This window comes from Mucilaginibacter sp. P2_D11, from assembly GCF_056404435.1.
Window position 1 is genome coordinate 58,535 of record NZ_JBFUEA010000015.1, and the last position, 20,757, is coordinate 79,291.

The 20,757-nt window shown below is 46.5% G+C and carries 18 protein-coding genes; 9 read left to right on the top strand and 9 right to left on the bottom strand.

Features of this window, described 5'->3' with window-relative positions; translation table 11 throughout:
* Positions 1 to 7: 7 nt before the first annotated feature.
* Both AC1DXC_RS21550 and AC1DXC_RS21555 read right to left on the bottom strand, forming a co-directional pair.
* Positions 8 to 946: a hypothetical protein gene (locus AC1DXC_RS21550; protein ID WP_477461255.1), complete on the bottom strand. Its 939-nt coding sequence runs from the start codon at positions 944 to 946 to the stop codon at positions 8 to 10.
* Between the two features lie 149 nt (positions 947 to 1,095).
* A complete protein-coding gene (locus AC1DXC_RS21555) occupies positions 1,096 to 2,115 on the bottom strand; it encodes a fatty acid desaturase (RefSeq protein WP_477461256.1) in 1,020 nt (339 codons plus the stop codon).
* 177 nt (positions 2,116 to 2,292) lie between these two features.
* On the opposite strand from AC1DXC_RS21555, the gene AC1DXC_RS21560 reads away from it, so the two are divergent.
* Both AC1DXC_RS21560 and AC1DXC_RS21565 read left to right on the top strand, forming a co-directional pair.
* On the top strand, positions 2,293 to 2,706 hold the full coding sequence (locus AC1DXC_RS21560) for an EamA family transporter (protein ID WP_477461257.1): 414 nt from the start codon (positions 2,293 to 2,295) through the stop codon (positions 2,704 to 2,706).
* Between the two features lie 183 nt (positions 2,707 to 2,889).
* Complete coding sequence (locus tag AC1DXC_RS21565; protein WP_477461258.1) at positions 2,890 to 5,376, top strand: TonB-dependent receptor; 2,487 nt, start codon at positions 2,890 to 2,892, stop codon at positions 5,374 to 5,376.
* 245 nt (positions 5,377 to 5,621) lie between these two features.
* On the opposite strand, the gene AC1DXC_RS21570 is transcribed toward AC1DXC_RS21565, so the two are convergent.
* Both AC1DXC_RS21570 and AC1DXC_RS21575 read right to left on the bottom strand, forming a co-directional pair.
* Positions 5,622 to 6,071, bottom strand: a complete 450-nt coding sequence (locus AC1DXC_RS21570; protein ID WP_477461259.1) for a YybH family protein — start codon at positions 6,069 to 6,071, stop codon at positions 5,622 to 5,624.
* Between the two features lie 73 nt (positions 6,072 to 6,144).
* A complete protein-coding gene (locus AC1DXC_RS21575) occupies positions 6,145 to 6,960 on the bottom strand; it encodes a DUF6597 domain-containing transcriptional factor (protein WP_477461260.1) in 816 nt (271 codons plus the stop codon).
* A gap of 121 nt (positions 6,961 to 7,081) precedes the next feature.
* Between AC1DXC_RS21575 and AC1DXC_RS21580 the strand changes: the two genes are divergently transcribed.
* From AC1DXC_RS21580 to AC1DXC_RS21605, 6 genes are all read left to right on the top strand, one after another.
* The gene (locus AC1DXC_RS21580) at positions 7,082 to 7,276 is read left to right on the top strand and encodes a hypothetical protein (protein WP_477461261.1); all 195 of its coding nucleotides are present in this window, start codon (positions 7,082 to 7,084) and stop codon (positions 7,274 to 7,276) included.
* A 260-nt stretch (positions 7,277 to 7,536) separates the two neighbouring features.
* Positions 7,537 to 8,052, top strand: a complete 516-nt coding sequence (locus AC1DXC_RS21585) for a DUF2911 domain-containing protein (protein ID WP_477461262.1) — start codon at positions 7,537 to 7,539, stop codon at positions 8,050 to 8,052.
* 102 nt (positions 8,053 to 8,154) lie between these two features.
* On the top strand, positions 8,155 to 9,243 hold the full coding sequence (locus AC1DXC_RS21590) for a DUF3810 domain-containing protein (RefSeq protein ID WP_477461263.1): 1,089 nt from the start codon (positions 8,155 to 8,157) through the stop codon (positions 9,241 to 9,243).
* Positions 9,244 to 10,137: 894 nt separating this feature from the next.
* Positions 10,138 to 12,321 carry a penicillin acylase family protein gene (locus AC1DXC_RS21595; RefSeq protein WP_477461264.1) on the top strand — a complete coding sequence of 728 codons (2,184 nt, stop codon included), beginning with the start codon at positions 10,138 to 10,140 and terminating at the stop codon, positions 12,319 to 12,321.
* 50 nt (positions 12,322 to 12,371) lie between these two features.
* Positions 12,372 to 14,276 carry a DUF3857 domain-containing protein gene (locus tag AC1DXC_RS21600; RefSeq protein WP_477461265.1) on the top strand — a complete coding sequence of 635 codons (1,905 nt, stop codon included), beginning with the start codon at positions 12,372 to 12,374 and terminating at the stop codon, positions 14,274 to 14,276.
* A 77-nt stretch (positions 14,277 to 14,353) separates the two neighbouring features.
* A complete protein-coding gene (locus AC1DXC_RS21605) occupies positions 14,354 to 14,839 on the top strand; it encodes a hypothetical protein (RefSeq protein ID WP_477461266.1) in 486 nt (161 codons plus the stop codon).
* A 13-nt stretch (positions 14,840 to 14,852) separates the two neighbouring features.
* Here AC1DXC_RS21605 and AC1DXC_RS21610 read toward each other — a convergent pair whose 3' ends face one another.
* The 5 genes from AC1DXC_RS21610 to AC1DXC_RS21630 form a co-directional block, all read right to left on the bottom strand.
* Positions 14,853 to 15,572, bottom strand: coding sequence for a LolA-like protein (locus AC1DXC_RS21610; protein WP_477461267.1), 720 nt, complete (start codon positions 15,570 to 15,572; stop codon positions 14,853 to 14,855).
* Positions 15,573 to 15,584: 12 nt separating this feature from the next.
* Positions 15,585 to 15,914: a putative quinol monooxygenase gene (locus AC1DXC_RS21615; RefSeq protein WP_477461268.1), complete on the bottom strand. Its 330-nt coding sequence runs from the start codon at positions 15,912 to 15,914 to the stop codon at positions 15,585 to 15,587.
* Between the two features lie 113 nt (positions 15,915 to 16,027).
* Complete coding sequence (locus AC1DXC_RS21620; RefSeq protein ID WP_477461269.1) at positions 16,028 to 16,516, bottom strand: hypothetical protein; 489 nt, start codon at positions 16,514 to 16,516, stop codon at positions 16,028 to 16,030.
* A gap of 552 nt (positions 16,517 to 17,068) precedes the next feature.
* Positions 17,069 to 17,965 carry an MBL fold metallo-hydrolase gene (locus tag AC1DXC_RS21625; RefSeq protein WP_477461270.1) on the bottom strand — a complete coding sequence of 299 codons (897 nt, stop codon included), beginning with the start codon at positions 17,963 to 17,965 and terminating at the stop codon, positions 17,069 to 17,071.
* Between the two features lie 132 nt (positions 17,966 to 18,097).
* Complete coding sequence (locus AC1DXC_RS21630; RefSeq protein ID WP_477461271.1) at positions 18,098 to 18,961, bottom strand: alpha/beta hydrolase; 864 nt, start codon at positions 18,959 to 18,961, stop codon at positions 18,098 to 18,100.
* 495 nt (positions 18,962 to 19,456) lie between these two features.
* On the opposite strand from AC1DXC_RS21630, the gene AC1DXC_RS21635 reads away from it, so the two are divergent.
* Positions 19,457 to 20,704: a serpin family protein gene (locus tag AC1DXC_RS21635; protein WP_477461272.1), complete on the top strand. Its 1,248-nt coding sequence runs from the start codon at positions 19,457 to 19,459 to the stop codon at positions 20,702 to 20,704.
* The last annotated feature ends 53 nt before the right edge of the window (positions 20,705 to 20,757 follow it).

Below are 20,757 nucleotides of genomic sequence, written 5' to 3' on the forward strand. Positions count from 1 at the left end.
CGGCTGATTAATTCGGTACGTCGTAATAATAAATGGGCGAGTACACGCCTTCGCTGGTAGTATAATAACCCTTGCCATCAGGCGTAAAGCCAATGGCTTCGCCTTGTTTCTCTTGTTTATAAGGCAGTTCGCGCGGGGGGCGCTGCATGGCCTGCCATACGGCTTCATTGGGGCGACGCGTCCAATAATATACTTTCTCGTAGCTTTTCAGCAAAATGCGGGTTCCATCTTTAGAAATATCCCCCGCAGTTATCCATTTAAATGGGCGTATGCCTTTAAAGAACAGCTTGGTGCGCAAGGTCATGGTAACGGTATCGTCGTTGCGGTAGTTGAGAGGCGAGGTATAAACGCCCACGCTATCGCCACGTTTAGATACGATGTATATCAGCTTCTCCAGCGGATCTATCATCATGGTTTCGGCGTCGCGTGGGCCGCCAGGATATTGCAGGTTGATAGGAACAGGGACAGTATTGGCCACACTGTCTTTCCCCCAGGTCTTTTTCTCTTCGGCGCGGTAAATGGTAATGAATAACCGTTGGGAAGAATTGTCGCCTATGTCGCCAACGTAAACATAGCTTTTGCCTTTTACGGGGCCGGGGCCAACGTCTATGTCTTCTACATCCAGCGCGCCCAGGTGCTGTTTATGGCCTCGGTAATAGATGGTGGTTCGCAGTTTACCATCGGGCGTTATGGCAAAAAAACGGCTGGTATCGCCGCTATCGTTATGTACGTAATAAATATCGGGGTTAAGGGTTGATGCGGCAATGCCCGATGTTTCGTCCATCGCTTTATCCTGCAATCGGCCGGCCGGCTGCTGCTTGCGATCAATAAGGCGATGCTTGGCATAGGCACCAACAAACATCAGTATCACAATGGGTATCAGCACATTTAATTTCTTGCGTCGGCTCATGTCTTTATAAGCATTAATAACATATAATCGTTTCATATATTATCAACTTCGCACAAAATTAGCTTATTGGTTATCAAAAATAGCAAAATTGTGCCATTTAAATGCATCAGGTTTAATATGATAGCGTATAAGTATAAAAAAAGCCACCCTGCTAGGGGCGGCTCATCTATATTTTAAAATAACGGTTAAGCTACCTTTTCAGTTTTCAGGTCGGCGGTCATTTCAATATCCGGCTTGCTGGTATCCGTAATGGCCACTCGGCCACGCTCGCGGCGCAGGATGCGGTTGAATAGTGATATCTCCCTATCAAATAAAAACTGGAAGAACAGCTTGGTCCACGAGGTATGGTAATACAAAGTATCGTAATACTCGGGGGCTGTTTTCTTGATATCCGGGAGCTTGTTCCAGGGGATAGAAGGAAAATCGTGGTGCTCGTTGTGGAAGCCTACGTTAAAGGCCACGGTATTGAGCGGACCGTAATAGCTATAAGTTTCCTGCTCTACACTGTGGGTAAGGTAGTGCTCCTGTATCCAGCGGGCGCCCAGCGGGTGAAGGCCAACCGAGAACGAGAAGCTAAGCAACAGGAATACAAGTGAATGCGGACCCATGAAGTAAACGATAGCGGCTGTAAATACTACCTGTATCAAAAAGTTGGTTACTATCCAGCCGTCGAATGGGTGAATCTCGCGCAGGCGTGATAAACGGAACAGTTGGAACACCGGGAAAAACAATAACCACAAGGCTTTACCGAAGAATGAATTGCTGATGAGCCTTGCTTCCCAACGGTTGGGTAAATCGGCATCCAGTTCATGCACGCCCTGGAACGAGTGGTGCTTGATATGGTATTTCTCGAAAGATATAGCGCTTGGCAATATCTGCGGCAAATTGGCAAACATAGATGCAAAGCGGTTGGCATTACGGTTTTTGAAGAGCAATTGATGGGTGCACTCGTGTATCATCACAAATAAAGCATGATCGGCAAAGGCGCCTAAAAAATAAGCTGCACCAACTACCAGCCACCACGATTGATCGCGCAGGAACCAGGCTAAAACCACCTGGAAAGCTACCAGGCCTATGATTGCGAAGATGGTATTGGGGTTTTTCCCTATTAGTTTCCTAAGCTCCGGAAACTTTTTCAATATCTTTTTTGTACGGATACGATGCGGCTCAGACTCTTCTGAATAAACGAAATCGGTTTTCTTCATATTGGGTTAAAACGATGAAGATAAGAATAACGTGCCACAAAATCTATTTTATTGTAAATTTTGATGATTTTCATCGGGCAGAATAACCTTGTTATTTCTTTTTAGGTAAATAATCTCCTCAATTTAAAATCAGTTTTTGTGCTTAGTTTTGTGTAATTGCTAATTAAAAACACGGATATGTGGTGGATTTACGCTCTTCTCTCAGCACTGTTTGCGGCACTCACCGCTATATTCGCCAAAATTGGCATCAAGGGCGTAGATACCGATTTGGCTACGGCTATTCGCACCGTTGTTATTTTATTGATAGCCTGGGCGATTGTTTTGTACAAAGGAGCGGAACACGGCATGGGTAGTTTAACCAAAATCAACTGGGTGTTCCTGGTGCTATCGGGCTGCGCAACGGGTTTATCGTGGATATTTTATTTCAAGGCGCTGCAATTGGGCAAGGTATCGCAAGTGGCACCGGTAGATAAGTTGAGCGTGGCCATCGCCATCGTACTATCAGTAATCTTTTTGGGCGAACCGCTCACGCTGAAAAGCTCGGTAGGTGCGGTGCTGATTATCGCGGGGACGCTGGTGTTGATATTCTAGGGAGTATCGGGTGACCAAAAGTTTTTTTAAACACTTAGCGGCTTTGCGCCTTTACGAGAAATAAATTCTTATAAATGCATGGCGTTACGCGGCCATCCCATATCGCCACCCATCTGTAACAATTCCGTAACCTTAGCTTAAACTCAGTTTTTATCCAAATTTCTTTGGCAGTTTTGTGGTTCTATGAATATCAGGTTATCCATCAGGGCTATATTTTCGGTCCTATTATTAGTTATTATATCTGCAAATAGCTTTGCGCAAGTGGGCAAAGGTAAAATAAACGGGAAAGTTGTTGATGCTGTTACTAAGCTGCCCGTAGATTATGCTACCATCTCGGTTTTCAAGCAAGGCGCCACCAGTCCGTTCAACGGCATCAGCACCGACGCCAAAGGGACGTTTAGCATAGATAACGTACCCGCCGGCGACTATAAAGTGACCGTAGATTTTTTGGGCTACACCCGCACCACTATTGATCATGTAATGGTAATCGATGGCGGTGGTACCCCCGCCTTGAGCAATATATTGCTGGCCCCCGTACAAAATCAGCTAACCGGGGTTACTATCACCGCCAAGGCCCCCATCATAGAAAACCGCATAGATAAAATGGTGTACAACGCTGCCAATGATCTTACGGCCCAGGGCGGCGTGGCGCTGGATGTGCTGAAGAAAGTACCCCAGGTATCGGTAGATATTGATGGTAACGTAGAACTGCAGGGTAACGCCAATGTGCGTTTCCTCATCAACGGCAAACCGAGTAGCATTTTCGGAGCCAGCCTTGCCGATGCCTTGCAGGCCATACCGGCCAGCCAGATCAAAAGCATAGAAGTAATTACCAGTCCCGGTGCTAAGTACGACGCTGCGGGTACAGGCGGTATCATCAACATCATCTTAAAAGATAGCAAGGTAAAGGGCATCAACGGTAGCGTTAACCTCGCCGCAGGTACAAGGCTGGAGAACGGCTCGTTCAACCTTAATATGCGTAAGAACAATTTCGGTGTAAACGCTTTTTTCAGCGGGAATGCGCAGTTGGCCACAACCGGCTTAAACAGCAATAACCGTACATCTACCGACGCAACAGCGGGTACCATTACCAATTTAACGCAAGGCGGCAACAATACGCAACGTCGCAGCGGCTATCAATCGGGCCTCAGCTTCAACTGGAGCATTTCGCCTAAAGATGAATTGACAGCGTCGGTAGGTTTTAACCATTTCGGTAACCATGGCAATGGCTTTAGCAACCAGGACGAATTTAAAAGCACTACTGCCGGCACGCCGATATACGATTTGCTGAGCAACCGCATATCCGATAGCCGGTTCCACGTAAACGCAACCGACCTTAGCCTGACCTACAAAAAACAATTTAAAAAGGAAGGACAGGAACTGGAGATATTGTACAGTACCAGCTATGGTAAAAATACTTTCTCGTACTTTAACGAGCAGGATTATTTAACCGGCGGCTACCCAACATCCGGCTCGCGCAGCAGCAACCCAGGCAACGACAGGGAAACCAATATTTCTATTGATTATGTGCATCCTTTCAGCAAAGCTTTCACGCTGGAAGGCGGCGCAAAAGCGGTAATAGAAAACCTGAAGAACGTTGTTAATACCGATACGCTGCTGAACGATGGTACGTATGTCAATAACGCAAACCAAAGCTATGGTTTCAACTACAAACGCCAGATATATGCGGGCTACCTTTCGGTATCTACATCGTTATTCCACGAATTTTTAGATGTAAAAGCAGGCATCAGGGACGAGCATACCAACACCACTGCCGATTTCCCCGGCGTGGTGATACCGGGTTACAATACCGTAGTGCCATCGTTAACCTTCTCGCATAAGCTGAGCCCGACCTCATCTGTAAAAGCTAGTTATTCGTATCGCATAGAGCGCCCCGACTATGGCGACCTGAACCCCTTCTACAACATCAGCGATCCGCATAACATTAGCACCGGCAACCCCAATTTAAAACCCGAGCTGAGCCACGGTATCGAGCTTGGCTACAACAAATCTTTCGATGGCGGCGCTAATATTTATATAGGCAGCTTTTACCGCCATAACATCGATGACATTCAGCAATTCAGTACCCGTTACGATAGCCTCGACGTTAACGGCCGCGTGTATCCCGATGTATTACTGAACCAGCGCAGCAATATCGGCACGCAAACCACCGTAGGTGCCAACCTTTTCGGGTCGGTACCCATAGGCAAGTTGAATTTGCGTACCAATATGTTCTTTGCTAGCCGTACCAATACCAACCCGGGCGTATCTAAAGTAACGGGGCTGGCTTACCGCATCAACCTCAATGCCAGTTACCAGTTCCCGCATGATTTTATGGCAGAAGCTTTTGCTAACTACAACTCATCGCAAAAGAATTTGCAGGGTACCCGTCCGTACTTTTTCTTTTACAATATTGCGGTGCGCAAGCAATTCATGAACAAAAAGGCTAGCCTTGGCCTGCAGGCCGCTAATCCGTTTACGCATTACGTAACGCAACGGGCTACCACCTTCGGCCCTGGTTTTAACCAGGTAAGCATCAGGCAAGTGCCTTTGCAAAGCTTCGGTATTACACTTAGCTACAAATTCGGCAAGCTGGAGTTTTCTAAGGATAAGGACAAGGGGCGCGATAAAGAAGACAACAATATGCCGCAGGGCGACGGCGGAAGGTAGTAGCTGGGAAAATATCGAATATTCGGGACTCTAAAACTCGTTTCCTGTCGCTCGCATATTTGACTCACCCCGACGGCCCGCAATACGCGGACGTCGACCCTCTCTGCTTCGCAAAGAGGGTTAAGAAAAAGAAGAAAAATATAACCCCAATATCTCCCCTTCTTTGCGCAGCATAGGAGGGGGCGGGGGGTGAGTCGACTCGCGACGCGGACATATGGCCATGCTGATATTTCCCACAGCCAACTTTATCCTTTTCTGTCGCTATTAAATATATCCCTAAATATTTTCCAGCCTTGTTTGGTCTTTTTCCAAAGCTTCAGGTATTTGCCGGCATCAACCAATTTACCATCGGTGCCGATTACCTGCCAGGTACCCTCTTCGGTTATGTATTGCGTACCCACGCCATAAATATCAAGTGTAGAAAATTTTACACCTTTGATTTTAGTATCGGCGTACGCAGTTTTAAAATCTTTGGTGAGCGCGGCGCGGCCGCGTACAGCCGCCGCGTTGGGCGGTAACAGGCTGCCATCGACAGTGTACAAATCCACAATGGCCATATCTTTGTTTTGGAACAGCCGGAAATACAGGGCGTTGGTTATTCCGATTTCTTTCTTGATGTTGACGAGGCCCTGCGCATGGCATAGGCTACTGATGCATAAGAAGGCGAGGGCTGCTAAAATGATGTTCTTTTTCATGTTTGGTGGTTTTATCGAGCAGTAAACCTACCGCTTGTGCAAACCAACAAATTGTAAAAATCGGAACTTGAGCTTACCTGTTCAGCGGAACGAATAAATCGGTAGAACTTTCCGGACGGAAGTGCGATGGCGCTATGCCGGTAAAGGTTTTAAAATCTTTAATGAAATGCGATTGGTCGTAATATCCACATTGGTAGGCGATGGTGGTTAGGGGTAATTGCTTTTGCGTTACCAGTTGCAGGCTTTTTTGGAAACGGGCTATCTTGCCGAACAGGTTGGGTGTGAGCCCCGAGTGAGCCAGGAAAAGCTTTTGAAGATAACGCGATGATATACCGTAACGCCCGGCTATAGTGTTGATACGGTCGGGCAAATCATCGGGATTTAGCCGACGGATGATATGGTCCATCATATTCAATTTTGCCAATTTTAGCTGGAAGCGCTGCAGGCGCGATAGCAGGAACGCTTCGAGGAGCGTGATACGGGCGGGTAAGGAGGCGGTATACAGCAACCGATCATACAGCAGGCGGCCCTCGGTACTGGTTATATCATGCAGGTCTGTTACCTCATCGTTAAACGCGGCAATGGGTTCCTCAAAAAAACAGGCTGCTGTATGCGGGAAAAAGCGGATGCCGAGCATGGCATGCTTGCCGGTGGTGGTGAAAGTAAAGGGCCGGATGGTTTGTCCCCATAATTGTACGCGGGGTTGGCTTACTGTGTTGCCGTTGATGATGCGTTGCGGGCCATCGTCGCCCAGGTTAAACATCAGTTCCATCGTGCCCGAAGCGAAAACCTGATCATGCGTGGTGATATGGGTATCGCTTTCGCAGGTAAAATAGCATTGCACGTAATGTTTCAAAATACCATCGGGAAGGAATTCTTCGTAACGCATGTCAGTGTTGTACAATCAGCATAAAAGTAACAAGAAAAAGAGTAACGCGCCTAAGCAATTCCTCCCATACTAAAACAAAAACCTTGCAGTTTGTATTATATAACAACAAGCATTATCTGCCATGAATACTGCTGACAAACACTACAAATGCATCAATAGCCGTACCGGGTACGCTATTTTTTATCACTCCTTAAATAAGGCACTAAGCGCCGACGAATTAAAGGCCGAACTGGAACGCATAAAAGCGCAGGTAGCTATCAAGAACGATATTTACCAGGAAACCCTTTATTGGGAAGAGATAAAGGACGAAGAATAAAATTGCCGTTTTGCATAAAAAAACCCTCTGCCTTGTTGAGGACAGAGGGCCAAAACTCACAACAATTGTTTAACCTTTCGGTCAATTCCTAACTGCAATGTGGGTTATAGGTGAATAACAAGGCCGGGAGATAAAAGTTTTTTAAATCGGGCTATTTTTGGATGAATAAGCGCATTTTTGCCAATACATGCACCTATATTTGTCAACAATAAATCACGCTTCAGGCGTTTATATATCAATCTAAAAAGAAACATTGAATTATGATGAAAAGAACATTCCAGGTTAAGGCAGCAGCATTTTTTGTGTTTGCCTTGTTAATTTCGAGTTTTGCATTTGCACAGCAAAAACCCGCCAGCCCGCGCGATAGCGTTAGCGCTAAAGTTGCAGGCTCTACCATTACCATTAATTACGGCAGCCCATCGGTACGTGGCCGTAAAGTTTTTGGCGAATTGGAACCATTTGGCAAAGTATGGCGCGCCGGTGCAAACGAAGCCACCGTGTTTACCACCAGCAAAGATATTATGATAGAAGGTAAGAAATTGCCTGCTGGTACGTATGGCTTCTTCGCCATCCCTACAGAAACCACCTGGACTATTATCTTCAATAAAGTGGCCAAACAATGGGGTGCCTTTAAGTACGATGAAAGCCAGGATGCCCTGCGTGTAACCGTAAAACCGGTAGCCTCGGCCATGAACGAGCGTTTGGTTTATAAAATCAACGGCAAAGGCTTCTCACTTAACTGGGATAAGTTATCGGTACCGGTAAGCGTAAAATAATCATTTCGTGATTTTTAATAGCAAGGCCCTCCGCAGCAAACGGAGGGCTTTTGTTTTAACCGGATGTTTACCAGCGGCCGCTAAAAGCCATATATTTACCCTGTGGAGATAAAACGATATTTCGCAGAACATCCCTTGCTAAAAAGATGCGCGGTTATTGCGCTGCTGGCCCTCGCCATTTGGCTGCTGATGCTTTTTGCCCGGCACCCTGCGGCGATAGAGAGGTATTATTCGCAAGGCCTTTACCCGGCTATTTGTTTTGTGCTGCACCCGGTGCTCAATCTGTTGCCCTTTAGCTTTGGCGATTTGGGATACATTGCGGTGGTTGCCTATTTGCTGTACGCGGTGATTAAACTCATCGGGCATTTGATCAGGAAACGTTTCCTGCGCGCAGGAATGCTGGCTCTGGGACTGTTGATAGGCGTGCAGGTCGGCATATTACTGTTTTACCTTTTTTGGGGTCTTAATTATTTTCGCCCATCGGCTGCAGAAAGGCTTCATTTGAAAGAAGAGAAATTTACGGTTGCGCAACTGCAAGCGGTTACTACTTTGCTGATAGATAGCGCCAACGCCACCCGCGCCCGTGTCACCGCTGCCGATCTGGCGGCATCCAACGATACCATCTATAAAAATGCAATGGAAGCGGTAAAAAAGCTGGGCACTACATCGGCTAATTTTAAAACGTATAGTCCGGCTATCAAACCATCCCTGCTTACGCCGTTGCTCAACTATATCGGCACATCGGGTTATTACAACCCTTTTTCCACCGAGGCACAGCTGAATTACCAGCAACCGGCATTTGTGCGGCCATTCGTCGCCTGCCACGAAATGAGCCACCAGATGGGGTACGGGGCCGAGGACGAGGCCAACTTTGTGGGTTACCTGGCCGCAACCGGCTCGCGCAACAGGTTGCTGCGCTACTCGGCCTACCAGTTGGCCGTGCGCGAGTTTATGTTTAGCCTATACATGGCCGATAGCCTGATGAGCAAACCCCTCAAGAAACGCATATCCCCGCAAGTAAAAGCCGATTTTAAGCAGGAGCGCCAATACTGGCATGCTTACCAGAATAAAGCCAACGTAATCACCGGCATTTTTTATGATAATTTCCTGAAGGCCAACAACCAACCCCAGGGCCTCGATACCTACAACCGTATGGTAACGCTGGTAATGGCGATGTATAGGAAGAAATGAGGTTAAAGGTTAAAGGTTAAAGGTTAAAGGTTAAAGGTTAAAGGTTAAAGGTTAAAGGTTAAAGGTTAAAGGTTAAAGGTTAAAGGTGCATTATGTTAAGCATGAATCGTGGAATCCTTAAATCAAGCGCATCATGGTTCAGAAAATAATCCTGCATAATCCTGAAATCGCTAAATCCCGTAAATCAAGGTTCGGAAAAAAAACAACAAAAATCGGTGAAATCCGTATAAAATAAAAGCGTCCCGTATCTCACCCCGGGACGCTCTGCAACATCATCTCTCAAATAATGTCGATCAACTAAATCTCAGATAACATGTTAGTTTATCCAAGTTCTTTATTTATGCAACCCTGCGGTTGATGAATGGCTCTTTAAATGGCATCATGGGAGCTGTTTTTCCTGCGGAAAACTAGTCGCACCCTCCATCATACCGATAGATAACTGTCAAATATACAAATAAACGACATTGCAGACCATATATTGTCTTCGTCTTATTATAAAAAGACGAAGTTTTACATATAAATGTTACACTATCCTTAAATATTATTTGCTTTTGCTGCCAAAACAGCATCGAACACAAAATGCTGTAAATTATAATGCCAATATACAAATTATAGGCATAGTGTAAAAAACTTTTTAAAGTATTTTTTTTACGATACACTATGCCGGGTGTTAATGCTAATAATGGCTTTTTTTATAGCTGTTTTTGGCGTATTGATGATTTGTTTGAAGGCGGCACTTGGTAAATGTTTTTAAAGTGTCCATTTTACACTATTATTCGCCTCCTTTTTGGCCGGGAGCAACAACAGTAGGCCACATTATGGCAATTATTATTAAATTGGCAATAGTTTAAACCCCGGCAGCGGGCCATAAGCCATGCTGCCGATATATCGCTTATGAAGAAGCTTTTTATATTCGTCCTTTTTGCGCTGCCGCTGCAAATGCTGGCGCAAACATATACGCCTGCAGAGATTGCCCGCTACAAGCAGCAGGCGCAATCGGTAACCATTATCCGCGATAATTATGGTACGCCGCATATCTACTCAAAAACGGATGCGGGCGTGGTGTTCGGGTTAATGTACACGCAGGGTGAGGAAAACTTCAAGGGCATAGAACGTAACTATCTGTACCAAATGGGCCGCCAAAGCGAGGCCGACGGTGCTGCCCCGCTTTATACCGATGTGCAGCTGCAATTGATAGCCGATAGTGCCGATGCCATAAATGATTATAAAAACAGCAGCCCCTCATTCAGGAAACTGCTGGATGCCTTTGCTGATGGGCTTAATTACTACCTGTACAAACACCCGGAAGTAAAGCCGCTGGTTTTTAAAAAATTCAAACCCTGGTACGCGCTTATGTTTACCGATGGCAGCGTAGCCGCAACCGAAACGGGCGACATCACAGCTAAAGAAACGGAAGCTTTTTATGGCGATGCCGCGAACAGGGTGGGTGCGCTGTACAACCCGCAAAGCATCATCAACATGAAGCAGGAGCGCGAGATTGGCTCTAACGGCTTTGCCATTTCGCCATCGCGCACGGCAAGCGGGCATGCCATGCTATACATTAACCCGCACGTGCCCTTTTATTTCCGCAGCGAGGTAGGGCTGCAAAGCGAAGAGGGTTTGCATGCCTATGGCGTGGTTACCTGGGGCCAGTTTTTTATATACCAGGGCTTTAATGCCCATTGCGGCTGGATGCACACTAGCAGCTATGCCGACGTTGGCGATATGTATGCCGAAACCGTAGTGAAAAAAGACGGCAAATGGTTTTACCAATACGATGGTAAACTACGCCCCGTAACGGAAAAAAAACTGAGGCTTTTGGTAAAAAAAGGCGATACGCTGGCGGCTACCGATATTACCGCGTACTATACCCATCATGGCCCCGTGCTGGCTGCCCGCAATGGCAAATGGCTTGCCCTGAAGCACTACAACCGATCTTACAAAGCCCTGCTGGAATCATGGCTGATTACCAAAGCCAATAACCTGGCCGGGTACCGCAAGGCCATGGGCCTGCTGGCCAATACCAGCAACAACACCGTTTATGCCGACGATAAAGGCAACACCGCCTTTTGGTACGGCAATTTTATGCCCAAACGCGATCCGGCGTTCAACTGGGAGATACCCGTAGACGGTACAACGCCCGCCACCGAATGGAAGGGGCTGTGCACTATAGATGAGCTGGTGCATGTGTACAACCCATCTACCGGGTTTATTCAAAACTGTAATTCATCGGTTTTTACGTCGGCAGGGGTTGCCGGTCCCAACAGGGCAAAATACCCCCTTTATATGGCACCCGACGATGAAAATTACCGGGGCATAACCGCCGCGAATGTTTTGAAGGATGCCAAAAACCTTACGCTGGATGGCTTGATTGCCAAGGGCTACGATCATTACCTCGCCGCTTTCGACGATCTGCTGCCCAACCTCTTTGCCGCCTACGATGGCGCACCCGACAGCCTCAAAACCAAACTGGCCGAACCTATGGCCATACTGAAGGCCTGGGATAGGCGTAGCGGGGCCACATCCGTAGCTACCACGTTGGCAGTAGAATGGGGCACGCTGGTGTTCCGCGCCATGCCCCCGCCCGAGCCAGGCGAGAGTAGCTACATCGTAAAACGCATGCGCAGTTTGTTGCAAACGCTACCCGCCGCCCGCCAGCTGGAAATGTTTAGTACGGCATTGAATACCCTGCAAACCCGCTACGGCAGCTGGAAGACGCAGTGGGGCGATATCAACCGGTACCAGCGCCCTGCGGATGGCCTTACCTTTAGCGATGCCTTGCCCAGCCTGCCGGTAGGGCAAACCTCATCCAACTTTGGGCAGCTGCCCTCATTCGTGAGCCGTATAATGCCGGGTACACAAAAACGTTACGGCTACTCGGGTAATAGCTTTATAGCTGCCGTTGAGTTTGGCCCCATCCTCAAAGCAAAAACCATTATCACCGGCGGGCATTCATTCGATGCATCGTCGCCAAACTTTACCGATCAGGCGCAGGGATATATCGACGGGAAGTTTAAAGATGTGCTGTTTTACAAAGGCGATGTGCTGCGGCATGCGGTGACCACTTATCACCCCTAATTTTATTTGTTGCAGCATTTTGTTAATTTGGTAGCACCAAAGCCGTTCACGTGAAAAATATTTTCGCTTTCCTTTTGCTCTTTATATGCGCAGGCTTCAATGTTAGTGCGCAAACATCCATTTATGGTGAAATAGATACTGCCGACCTTAAACTCGCCTCTTGCAATTTCGATAGAGGGGCCAACGCCATGGTGCTGTTTGATGTGGGCAAAATTACTTATGATAAGTATGAGTCTATTGTGATGGAGCGTCACAAACGGATAAAAATATTCAATGATAAAGGGCTCGAACAAGCCAATATACGTTTAGAATATTTCGGCGCGCGCAGCAACGAATCGATAAAGAATATCCAGGCGGAAACCATAAACCTGGAGGGCAATACCATCGTAAGAACACCTGTAGACCCCAAACTTTTTTATACCGAAAAGATAGATAAACAGCGGCGTGCTATTGTATTTACATTCCCCAAAGCAAAGGCAGGCTCGGTTATAGAAATAAAATATACCTGGAAAACGGGTTATGGGTACAACTATCCCGATTGGCTTTTCCAGACGCTGATACCAACCCGCTATAGTGAACTAAACGCAGGTTTACACTTCAGGTATAGCTTCAGCATCGTTAAGAAGGCAACCCTGCCCTTTGTTAATGATACAGTTTTTACTCCGAAAGATAGCTATGTAACCAATTACATATGGAGCATGAAAAATGTACCCGGCTTTAGAATAGAGCCATATATGCATTCGATAGAGGACAACTTACAAGGGATTTATTTTAAGCCTATGCGCGCATTTGCCTTTTGGAACACCATAGCAGAAGAAGTATTGGCCGATGAGGATTTTGGCGGCCAGCTTAAACTACCGCTGGATAAAGAAGCACAATTAATTAGCGATGCAAATGCCCTTGCCACTACCGACGACAAGATAGCTTACCTGTTTAATACCGTTAAAAATGCGATGAAATGGAACGAAGTAGACAAATGGTACACGGAGGATGGCATTCAAAAATCATGGCTTAACAAAACAGGCAATTCAACCGAAATCAACCTCATTTTGTATCACCTCTTAAAATTAGCGGGGATAAAAGCAACCCTGTTGGTACTGGGCACACGCGATAATGGGGAAATAGAACTAACGAATCCAAGTTTCGGCAGGTTGAATAAAACGGTTGTGCAGGTGCCTATAGATGCGATTAATTTTTATGTGATGGATGCAACAGGCAAGTACAATACGTATAATAACACCCCATACGAATTACTGGGCTTAAATATGCTTATGATTAACGCGGACCGGCTAGGCACCGACGTGATAAAGCTTAAAACCGGCGTTTCATCTACGGAAATTGTTTTTGTAAATGCCACCGTGAGCCCGGTCGGTAAGCTGGAAGGGAACGTGCAAAAGAGCAGTTCGAATTATAAACGCATAAGCAAGCTGGAAGAATACGATGACATTGGGCAAAAAAAATATATCGAAGATGAGCTTAAGGAAGGCAATTCCAACCTGGAGATAATAGCCCATAAGTTTACCAATATGGATGTGGATACTTTGCCGCTACGCGAAGATTTCGATTTTAAGCTGGAACTTACCGGGTCTGATGCCAACTATATCTATATTAATCCCAATCTGTTTACAGGCCTGGGGCAAAATCCGTTTTTAAGTGAAACCCGCCTCTCCGATATCGATTTTATTTACCTGAATACCTATTCTGTAAATGGCAGGTATATTATCCCTGCGGGGTATAAAACAGATGTGCTGCCAAAATCACTAACAATAGTATTGGCTGATAATAGCATCACTTTTAAACGGTCTGTTGGGGAGTTTCAAGGGGCGATAATTGTTAACTATGTTATTGATTTTAAAAGAAGTTATTACAGCCGCGATGAATACCCGGAATTGAGAGCGTTTTTTAAAACCATGTACGAGATGCTTAATGAGCCGATAGTATTAAAAAAGCAATAGCATATTATCCGGTAAAGCTATAATGCCGCATTTACAAACTCACTTAAAATGGATTATATTTGTTGGGAGGAAAAGAAATGAAAAAATACCTGTTGCTCATGCTATTGTTTTGCCTGCAGGTTAGCGCCCGCGCGCAAAGCATCACTTTTGCCGATCTTACCAACCTGGCTAACCTGAGCGACGGGCAGGCGCATACCTATTTAACGCTTGGCCGGGTGTTTAAGCACCAGTATATTGAAGAAGTGGATGGTAAGAAGATAGAACATTTCCGGTCGATAAACCCAAAGGCGAGCGAGCAGACCATCGTTATAGGCGTAAACAAAGTTTTGCCCAATACGGCGGTGTTGCATACGGTTACCTATACCTCGCGCGATCCGCAGCACATCCTCAATATGGTTGCACAGGCACGCCGTTCAAGGCTCGTGATGCAGTTCCAGGGGGCAGACAGGTATAATAATATCTACGTTTTCGATAACGACTTTTACCGCATTTCGATGTACATCAGCACCACCGAAAACAAAGGCTCGGTGCGGATAGATCAGAAGGAATACGTGGCGTATTAATTTGGTGCCTGCCTTATTTGTTGCCTAACAATGATGGATCGAAAACAGCCTTATCAGTAGGTAAATTGGGCACTATATCATGATACGTTTCTGTTTGCAGCAGTTTATCGTTGATGTAGAACTTGCAGAAGGTTTCGCTCCACGTGCCGCCTTTTAGTTGTACGTGTTGCTCAAAAGTGGCTTCTTCCTTGCCGTTGGCGTCGTATTTAAAATATCGTACTGCCACTAGTTTATCCTTGTCTATCCAAAGCTGGGTTACTTTTTCGCCATCCTTATCGGCGCCTATCACGTAAACGGGCTTGCCGTTGTAAGTGTCTTCATGAAATTTGGACAGGTCGAACTTCAGCTCGGCAAAATGGGCCAGCACCTGCTCGAATGGCTTGAAGTACATCCCGCCTAAAAAGAAAATCAATTCGTTTTCGCCTTTGCCCGCCCGTACTACCTTATTGTTGCGGAACACGTACGATGAATCGCCCCGGTAAATAACACCGTTGCCCGTTTTGTCGCCAAAGTCTATCCGCAGCAAATCCGGATAAACGATGTGCTCGTACCAGGTATCGCTGCGCAACAGGCTATCGTTTCGGTAACGCTGGGTGGTTTGGTTAAATGTAAGCGAGGTATGCCATTTGCCGTGGTATTTGGCGTACATCTTCTCCAGCACGGCGGTGCTGCTTAGCTTAGCGCCCGATAGGGCGGATAAGGATATGAGGGCGGCGAAAAGCAAGGCTTTCATATGATAATGGTATTAATTACTTCCCGGTTTTGTAGCAGCCCCGATTAGGTTTACATCCACCAGTTCCAGCGATGTTACCATGTGCTGCACCGTTTGTTTGTATTTTTTAAAGTGGGGCGTTTCTATGTGCAATTTGTATGCAGCTGTATCGGCGTATATCTCCAGTATGGTGATGTGCGCGGGGTTGGTTTTATCGGCAACAGCGTAGTAGGTAAGTACGCCCGGCTCAAGCTTCACGGCTGTGGTCATCTGCTCTTTTAAAGCGGCGTTATATTGGGCTAACTGTGCGGGGTCTACCTGTATCTTCGCCAGCCTCACCATTTGTTCTTCTTGCTGTGCCATTGTTTTTTGGCTAAAAATAAGCATGAATATACACATGCAGAAAATTAGAAGCGGCCGCTCCGGGAGATTTAATTTCATATCAGTAATGTTAATTAGCGTGCAAATGCACGGCTTTACTTCATTTTATCCAAATTAATAGCGACTACCTTGTTGTTAATATGTATTGCAACGGTAACGCTATCCACAAAGTTCAACGAATCGCTCGAATTAAAAAAATAGTTTGCCAATGGCGTATTTGGGCCAGTGAGGTGTATTCGCTTTAGTAGCTTATAATTTCCGCCCTCTTCGCCTAAAGATATATGTTCTGCTACCAGCATGATGTTTTCTTCTTCGGGCACTTCTAGAATCCGGTAAAAACAGTCAATACCATCGCTTTTTTTAAAGATATTACCCGAGTGTACCTTGTCTATTTTGAGGTAAATAGCTTTTTCAAAAGCATCGGCAGAAGGCGTAGCGAGAGTTTGTTGATTTGGAACAATAGCGCGCGATTGCTTTAAAGTATCCTTTTTTAACGCTTCCGTCGGCGTGCCTGCTGTATTGGGTTTACAGCCTATCAAAACAACAACGGGAATTATTAAAACAGCTTTAATTGCTAAATTCATATTTCCATTTGTTTTCTTTGCTTAAGCTTTTGGCCAAACTTTTGGCCCTGTAATAGTTTATTACTCCCAAAAAAGCAAATAGCGAATCCCCCCTGCCTAACGACATCACATTTAAATAAACATCTCCGCCATCAAACAGGCAGCTTATAGACGTTGACAGGCTGGGGTATATTCGGCCCTTTTGGTATCTAACATAGGCTTTGGTATTCTTCATCCTGCTTGCCCGCGGATATTTTATTGTCAATGCCTCGTGCAGCAATTTTCGATTGCTTGCGCTATCGCCGCTCCCGCTTATTTTTACGGTAAGGTGCATTACCCACGTATCAATTAACGCCCAAATTACAACTGTAATCCCCCACAGCGTCTCTATGTAGTGTGGAGCGCCGGAAAGTTTAATAATCAAGGCACCAAAAAGATTGAAGACGACAATCCCCGGGATGGCAATGAAGCAAAACATCGTATAAGAAAAGAGCATAAAAAAGCCTGTCCTATAAATTAGCCGGCGCTTTTGTAAGCTCTTTTCTACATTTAAAGATAAGAACGGATCTTCTATCACGCCGATAACTCCTCATACGCCGCCGACAAACTGCGCTGTATACCATCGCCCTGCCAAAGCGTTACGCCGGGGATAGCTTTTGCGGCTAATATCTCCTCCTTGGTTTTGCCGGCTTTTATGCTGCTTTCTACAAAAGCCACCAGTTTCTCCAGATAATCCTGCATCTGCTTTACATCCTCTACCGTGCCGGTAACTTTTAATGGCTCGAAGGCATGGCCGAAAACGTATTGCGTGTTTTTATCGAAGTGCTTGGTGGCAGCTTCCAGGGCGATTGGCCAATGTTTGCACGATGCGCCTGCGCCGCGGTCGATAAACGGGTGCATTTTATTAAACACCAAATCGCCTGCATGTACGATGTTGGCATGCTCAAAGTGGATAAAGGCATCGCCATTGGTATGGCCCGCGCCAAAGTAATGCCCGCTGATGATCTCGTCGCCTACTTTTACTTTCCATTTATCGGTAAACGTAGTATCGGGGTATAGTTGCTGGTCTTCTTTTTTCTGCTTTACTGCCGATGCTTGCTGGTTTACAAGCGAATTGGCGTGCGCGGCCACATTTTTGGCTATGCCTTTAAAAGCGATGTTGCCGCTGGTATGGTCGCCGTGGTGGTGGGTATTGATGAGCCACTGGAAGGGCTTATCGCTTTTCTTCTGCATTTCGGCAATCAGGTGCGGTGCGGTGTTAGGGAACTGCGCGTCAACCACTACGATGCCTTCCTTGTTCACCATCCAGGCGATGGTGCCGCCCTGTTCGATAAAGATACCTACGTTATTACGTAATGGGATAACCTGGTAAGCCGGATCAACCAATATCGAAGCAAAGCTACGGTTGCCCAAAAACGATAATGCCCCTGCGGCGACAGCTGTATTTCTTAGGAATTGTCTGCGTTGCATATATGTTAGTTCATGGTTAATAGTTCATGGATGATAGTAGCTCATAGTTCATAGCCAAATTACGAATAGCAGAGTAGATATTCAAATTGCTCAAATCCTACCATGAACCATTATCTATGAACCATGAACTAATTAATACTGATGAAATGCCTGGGATACGAACTCCAACACACTGGGTAACGATGCGCGCCAGTAGGTCCAGTTGTGGGCGCCGTCGCGGATGCGGTACTCATGCGGTATCTCCTTTTTGCGCATCAGGTTATGCACCAGGCCGTTGCCCTCGTACAAAAAGTCGTCGTCGCCGCAATCAATATACCAGCGCACGGCTTTTTTGTTGGCATCGGTAAGGGCGTTCATCAAAGGTATTACGCTGTAATTGTTGTAAAAGTTGGTTATGGTGCTATCGGTCAGGGTTACGCCGGGGTTCATGCGGGCTATGCCTGCTTTAGCCTCATCCAGGCTCAGGAAACCGGTAGCTGCGCTTAAAGGACAAGCCGAAGAGAACAATTCTGGATGGTGCAGCGCGTAAACAAAGCTGCCACCTCCGCCCATGCTGAGGCCGGCAATTGCCCGGTAACGCTTCTCGGCTTTTACGCGGTATTTTTTCTCTATGTAGGGCATCAGTTCGGTAAAAAAGAAATCCTCGTAATTCCAGTCGCCCTTAATATCGTTGAAATAGCCTCTGCGACCGGTGTTGGCATCGGGCATCACAATGATCATGGCGGTGGCGCTACCCTCGCGGGTGGCTTTGTCGGTAATGTTTTGCACCTCGCCAAATTGCACCCAGCCGGTTTGGTCGTCGCCCGCACCATGCAGCAGGTAAAGGATGGGGTAGCTGCGGCCGCTGGTTTCGTAATCGGGCGGCAGGTAAATGGCAAACTTGCGTTCGCTCTTGAGTATTTTGCTGTTTACGGTAAGGTTATCGAACACTTTGCTGCCCTGGGCAAACAATAAAGCAGGGCAAAGCACGAGCAGTACGGACAGGATTTTTTTCATCAGCTATTGGTTTTGATAATTTGGTTTCGATGCAACCGGGGTTTGTTGCAGGCAGATAAATTTAGGATTAAAAGTTGAGAATTAAACACGTTTTATATGCTGGATAATTTTATTAAAAAACGAGCCGTCGGGTTTTGTTAGCCGTAATTGATGGCGTTGCCTACGGCCCAGGCTATACGTTCCAACTCCTCGCCCTTCCACCCGCGCCATCCCTCCCGCGGCTGTGGGGTTTCCACTACTATCCTTAACGCGGAGCTTCTTTATTTGTCAAATTAAGGTGCTGAAATTTGACGTTTCCGATAGCGAGGGGAGAAGTGCGAAAAATAGACGCAAAACGCATCACTAAAATGAGAAAAACTACCTTTTTTTGCTGCATTATGGCAAAAACACGGAGATTTTAGCAAGTAATTTTTCTCCATTTGCCTGTATCACTTGTAAATACGTCCCCGTAATGTAATTAACTAACCAGGTGAAAATAAATTAAAAACTGATCTTATGAAACGCATTGCTCCGCTGCTATTTGGCTTATTAATGATTGGCTTCGTTTCCTGCAATAAAAACGACATCGACCCCGGCGAGGGCAAGAGCCTGGTGCTTACCGCCGCCGAACAACAAAAGGTAGCAGCGGATAATGCGTTTACACTCAAGCTGTTCAAAGAGATATCGGCATCAGAGGGCACCGACAAAAACCTGTTTATGTCGCCGCTTAGCGTAAGCTTCGCCGTGGGGATGACGGCCAACGGCGCCCGCAACGGAACGCTGGATGCTATCAACAGTACCATGAATTTCACCGGCTTTACGCAGCCTGCAGTAAATAGTTACTATAACAAGCTGATGACGGAACTACCGGGGCTGGAACCCAACACGCAACTAAAAATAGCCAACTCCATCTGGTACCGGCAGGGGCTTGAGGTGCTGCAACCGTTTATCGATGTAAATACCAGCAGCTACCAGGCAAAGGTGCAGGCCTTGGATTTTGCCAGCCCCGATGCCAAAAACACCATCAACAGCTGGGTAAGCGATAAAACCAACGGCAAGATACCCCGTATTGTAGATGCCATTAACAGTGAATCGCAGATGTTCCTGATCAACGCTATCTATTTCAAAAGCGTATGGAAAACCAAATTCGATGCCGGCGAAACCAAAAAGCGCAACTTTAACCTCGCAGGCAGCGGTAGCGTACAGGCCGATTTTATGGCCGGTAAGATAGATTACAACAACAATATCGTTACCGAGGGTGGCAAAACCACCATCATCGCCGAATTTCCCTATGCGCACGACAGGTTCAGCATGGTAGCTATTTTGCCCGATGCAAGCGTATCGGCGAAAGAACTGATAGCGAGTATTAATGCTGATAAGTGGAACAGCTGGATGGCCGGGCTGGGCGCACAGCAAAGCCAGGTTTACTTCCCTAAGTTTAAATTCAGCTATGGCAAATCGTTAAAAGACCCGTTGATAAACCTGGGCATGGGCCGGGCCTTTAGCGATATGGCCGACTTTACGGGCATCCGCGCCGCGGGCGGCCTCACCATAACCGATGTTAAGCATAAAGCGTTTGTAGATGTGAACGAGCAAGGCACCGAAGCCGCCGCCGCAACATCGGTAGAAATCGGCCTTACTTCGGCAGGCCCTATACCGGTATTGGAATTCAACCGCCCCTTCATCTTCGTTATTCGCGAGATGAAAACCGGGTTGGTACTGTTCGCCGGTGTGGTTAACAATCCGTTGTTGGGCGGGGAGTAAAAGGAAGTCCGAAAGTCCGAAAGTCAGGAAGACGGAAAGGCTGGAAGTCTGAA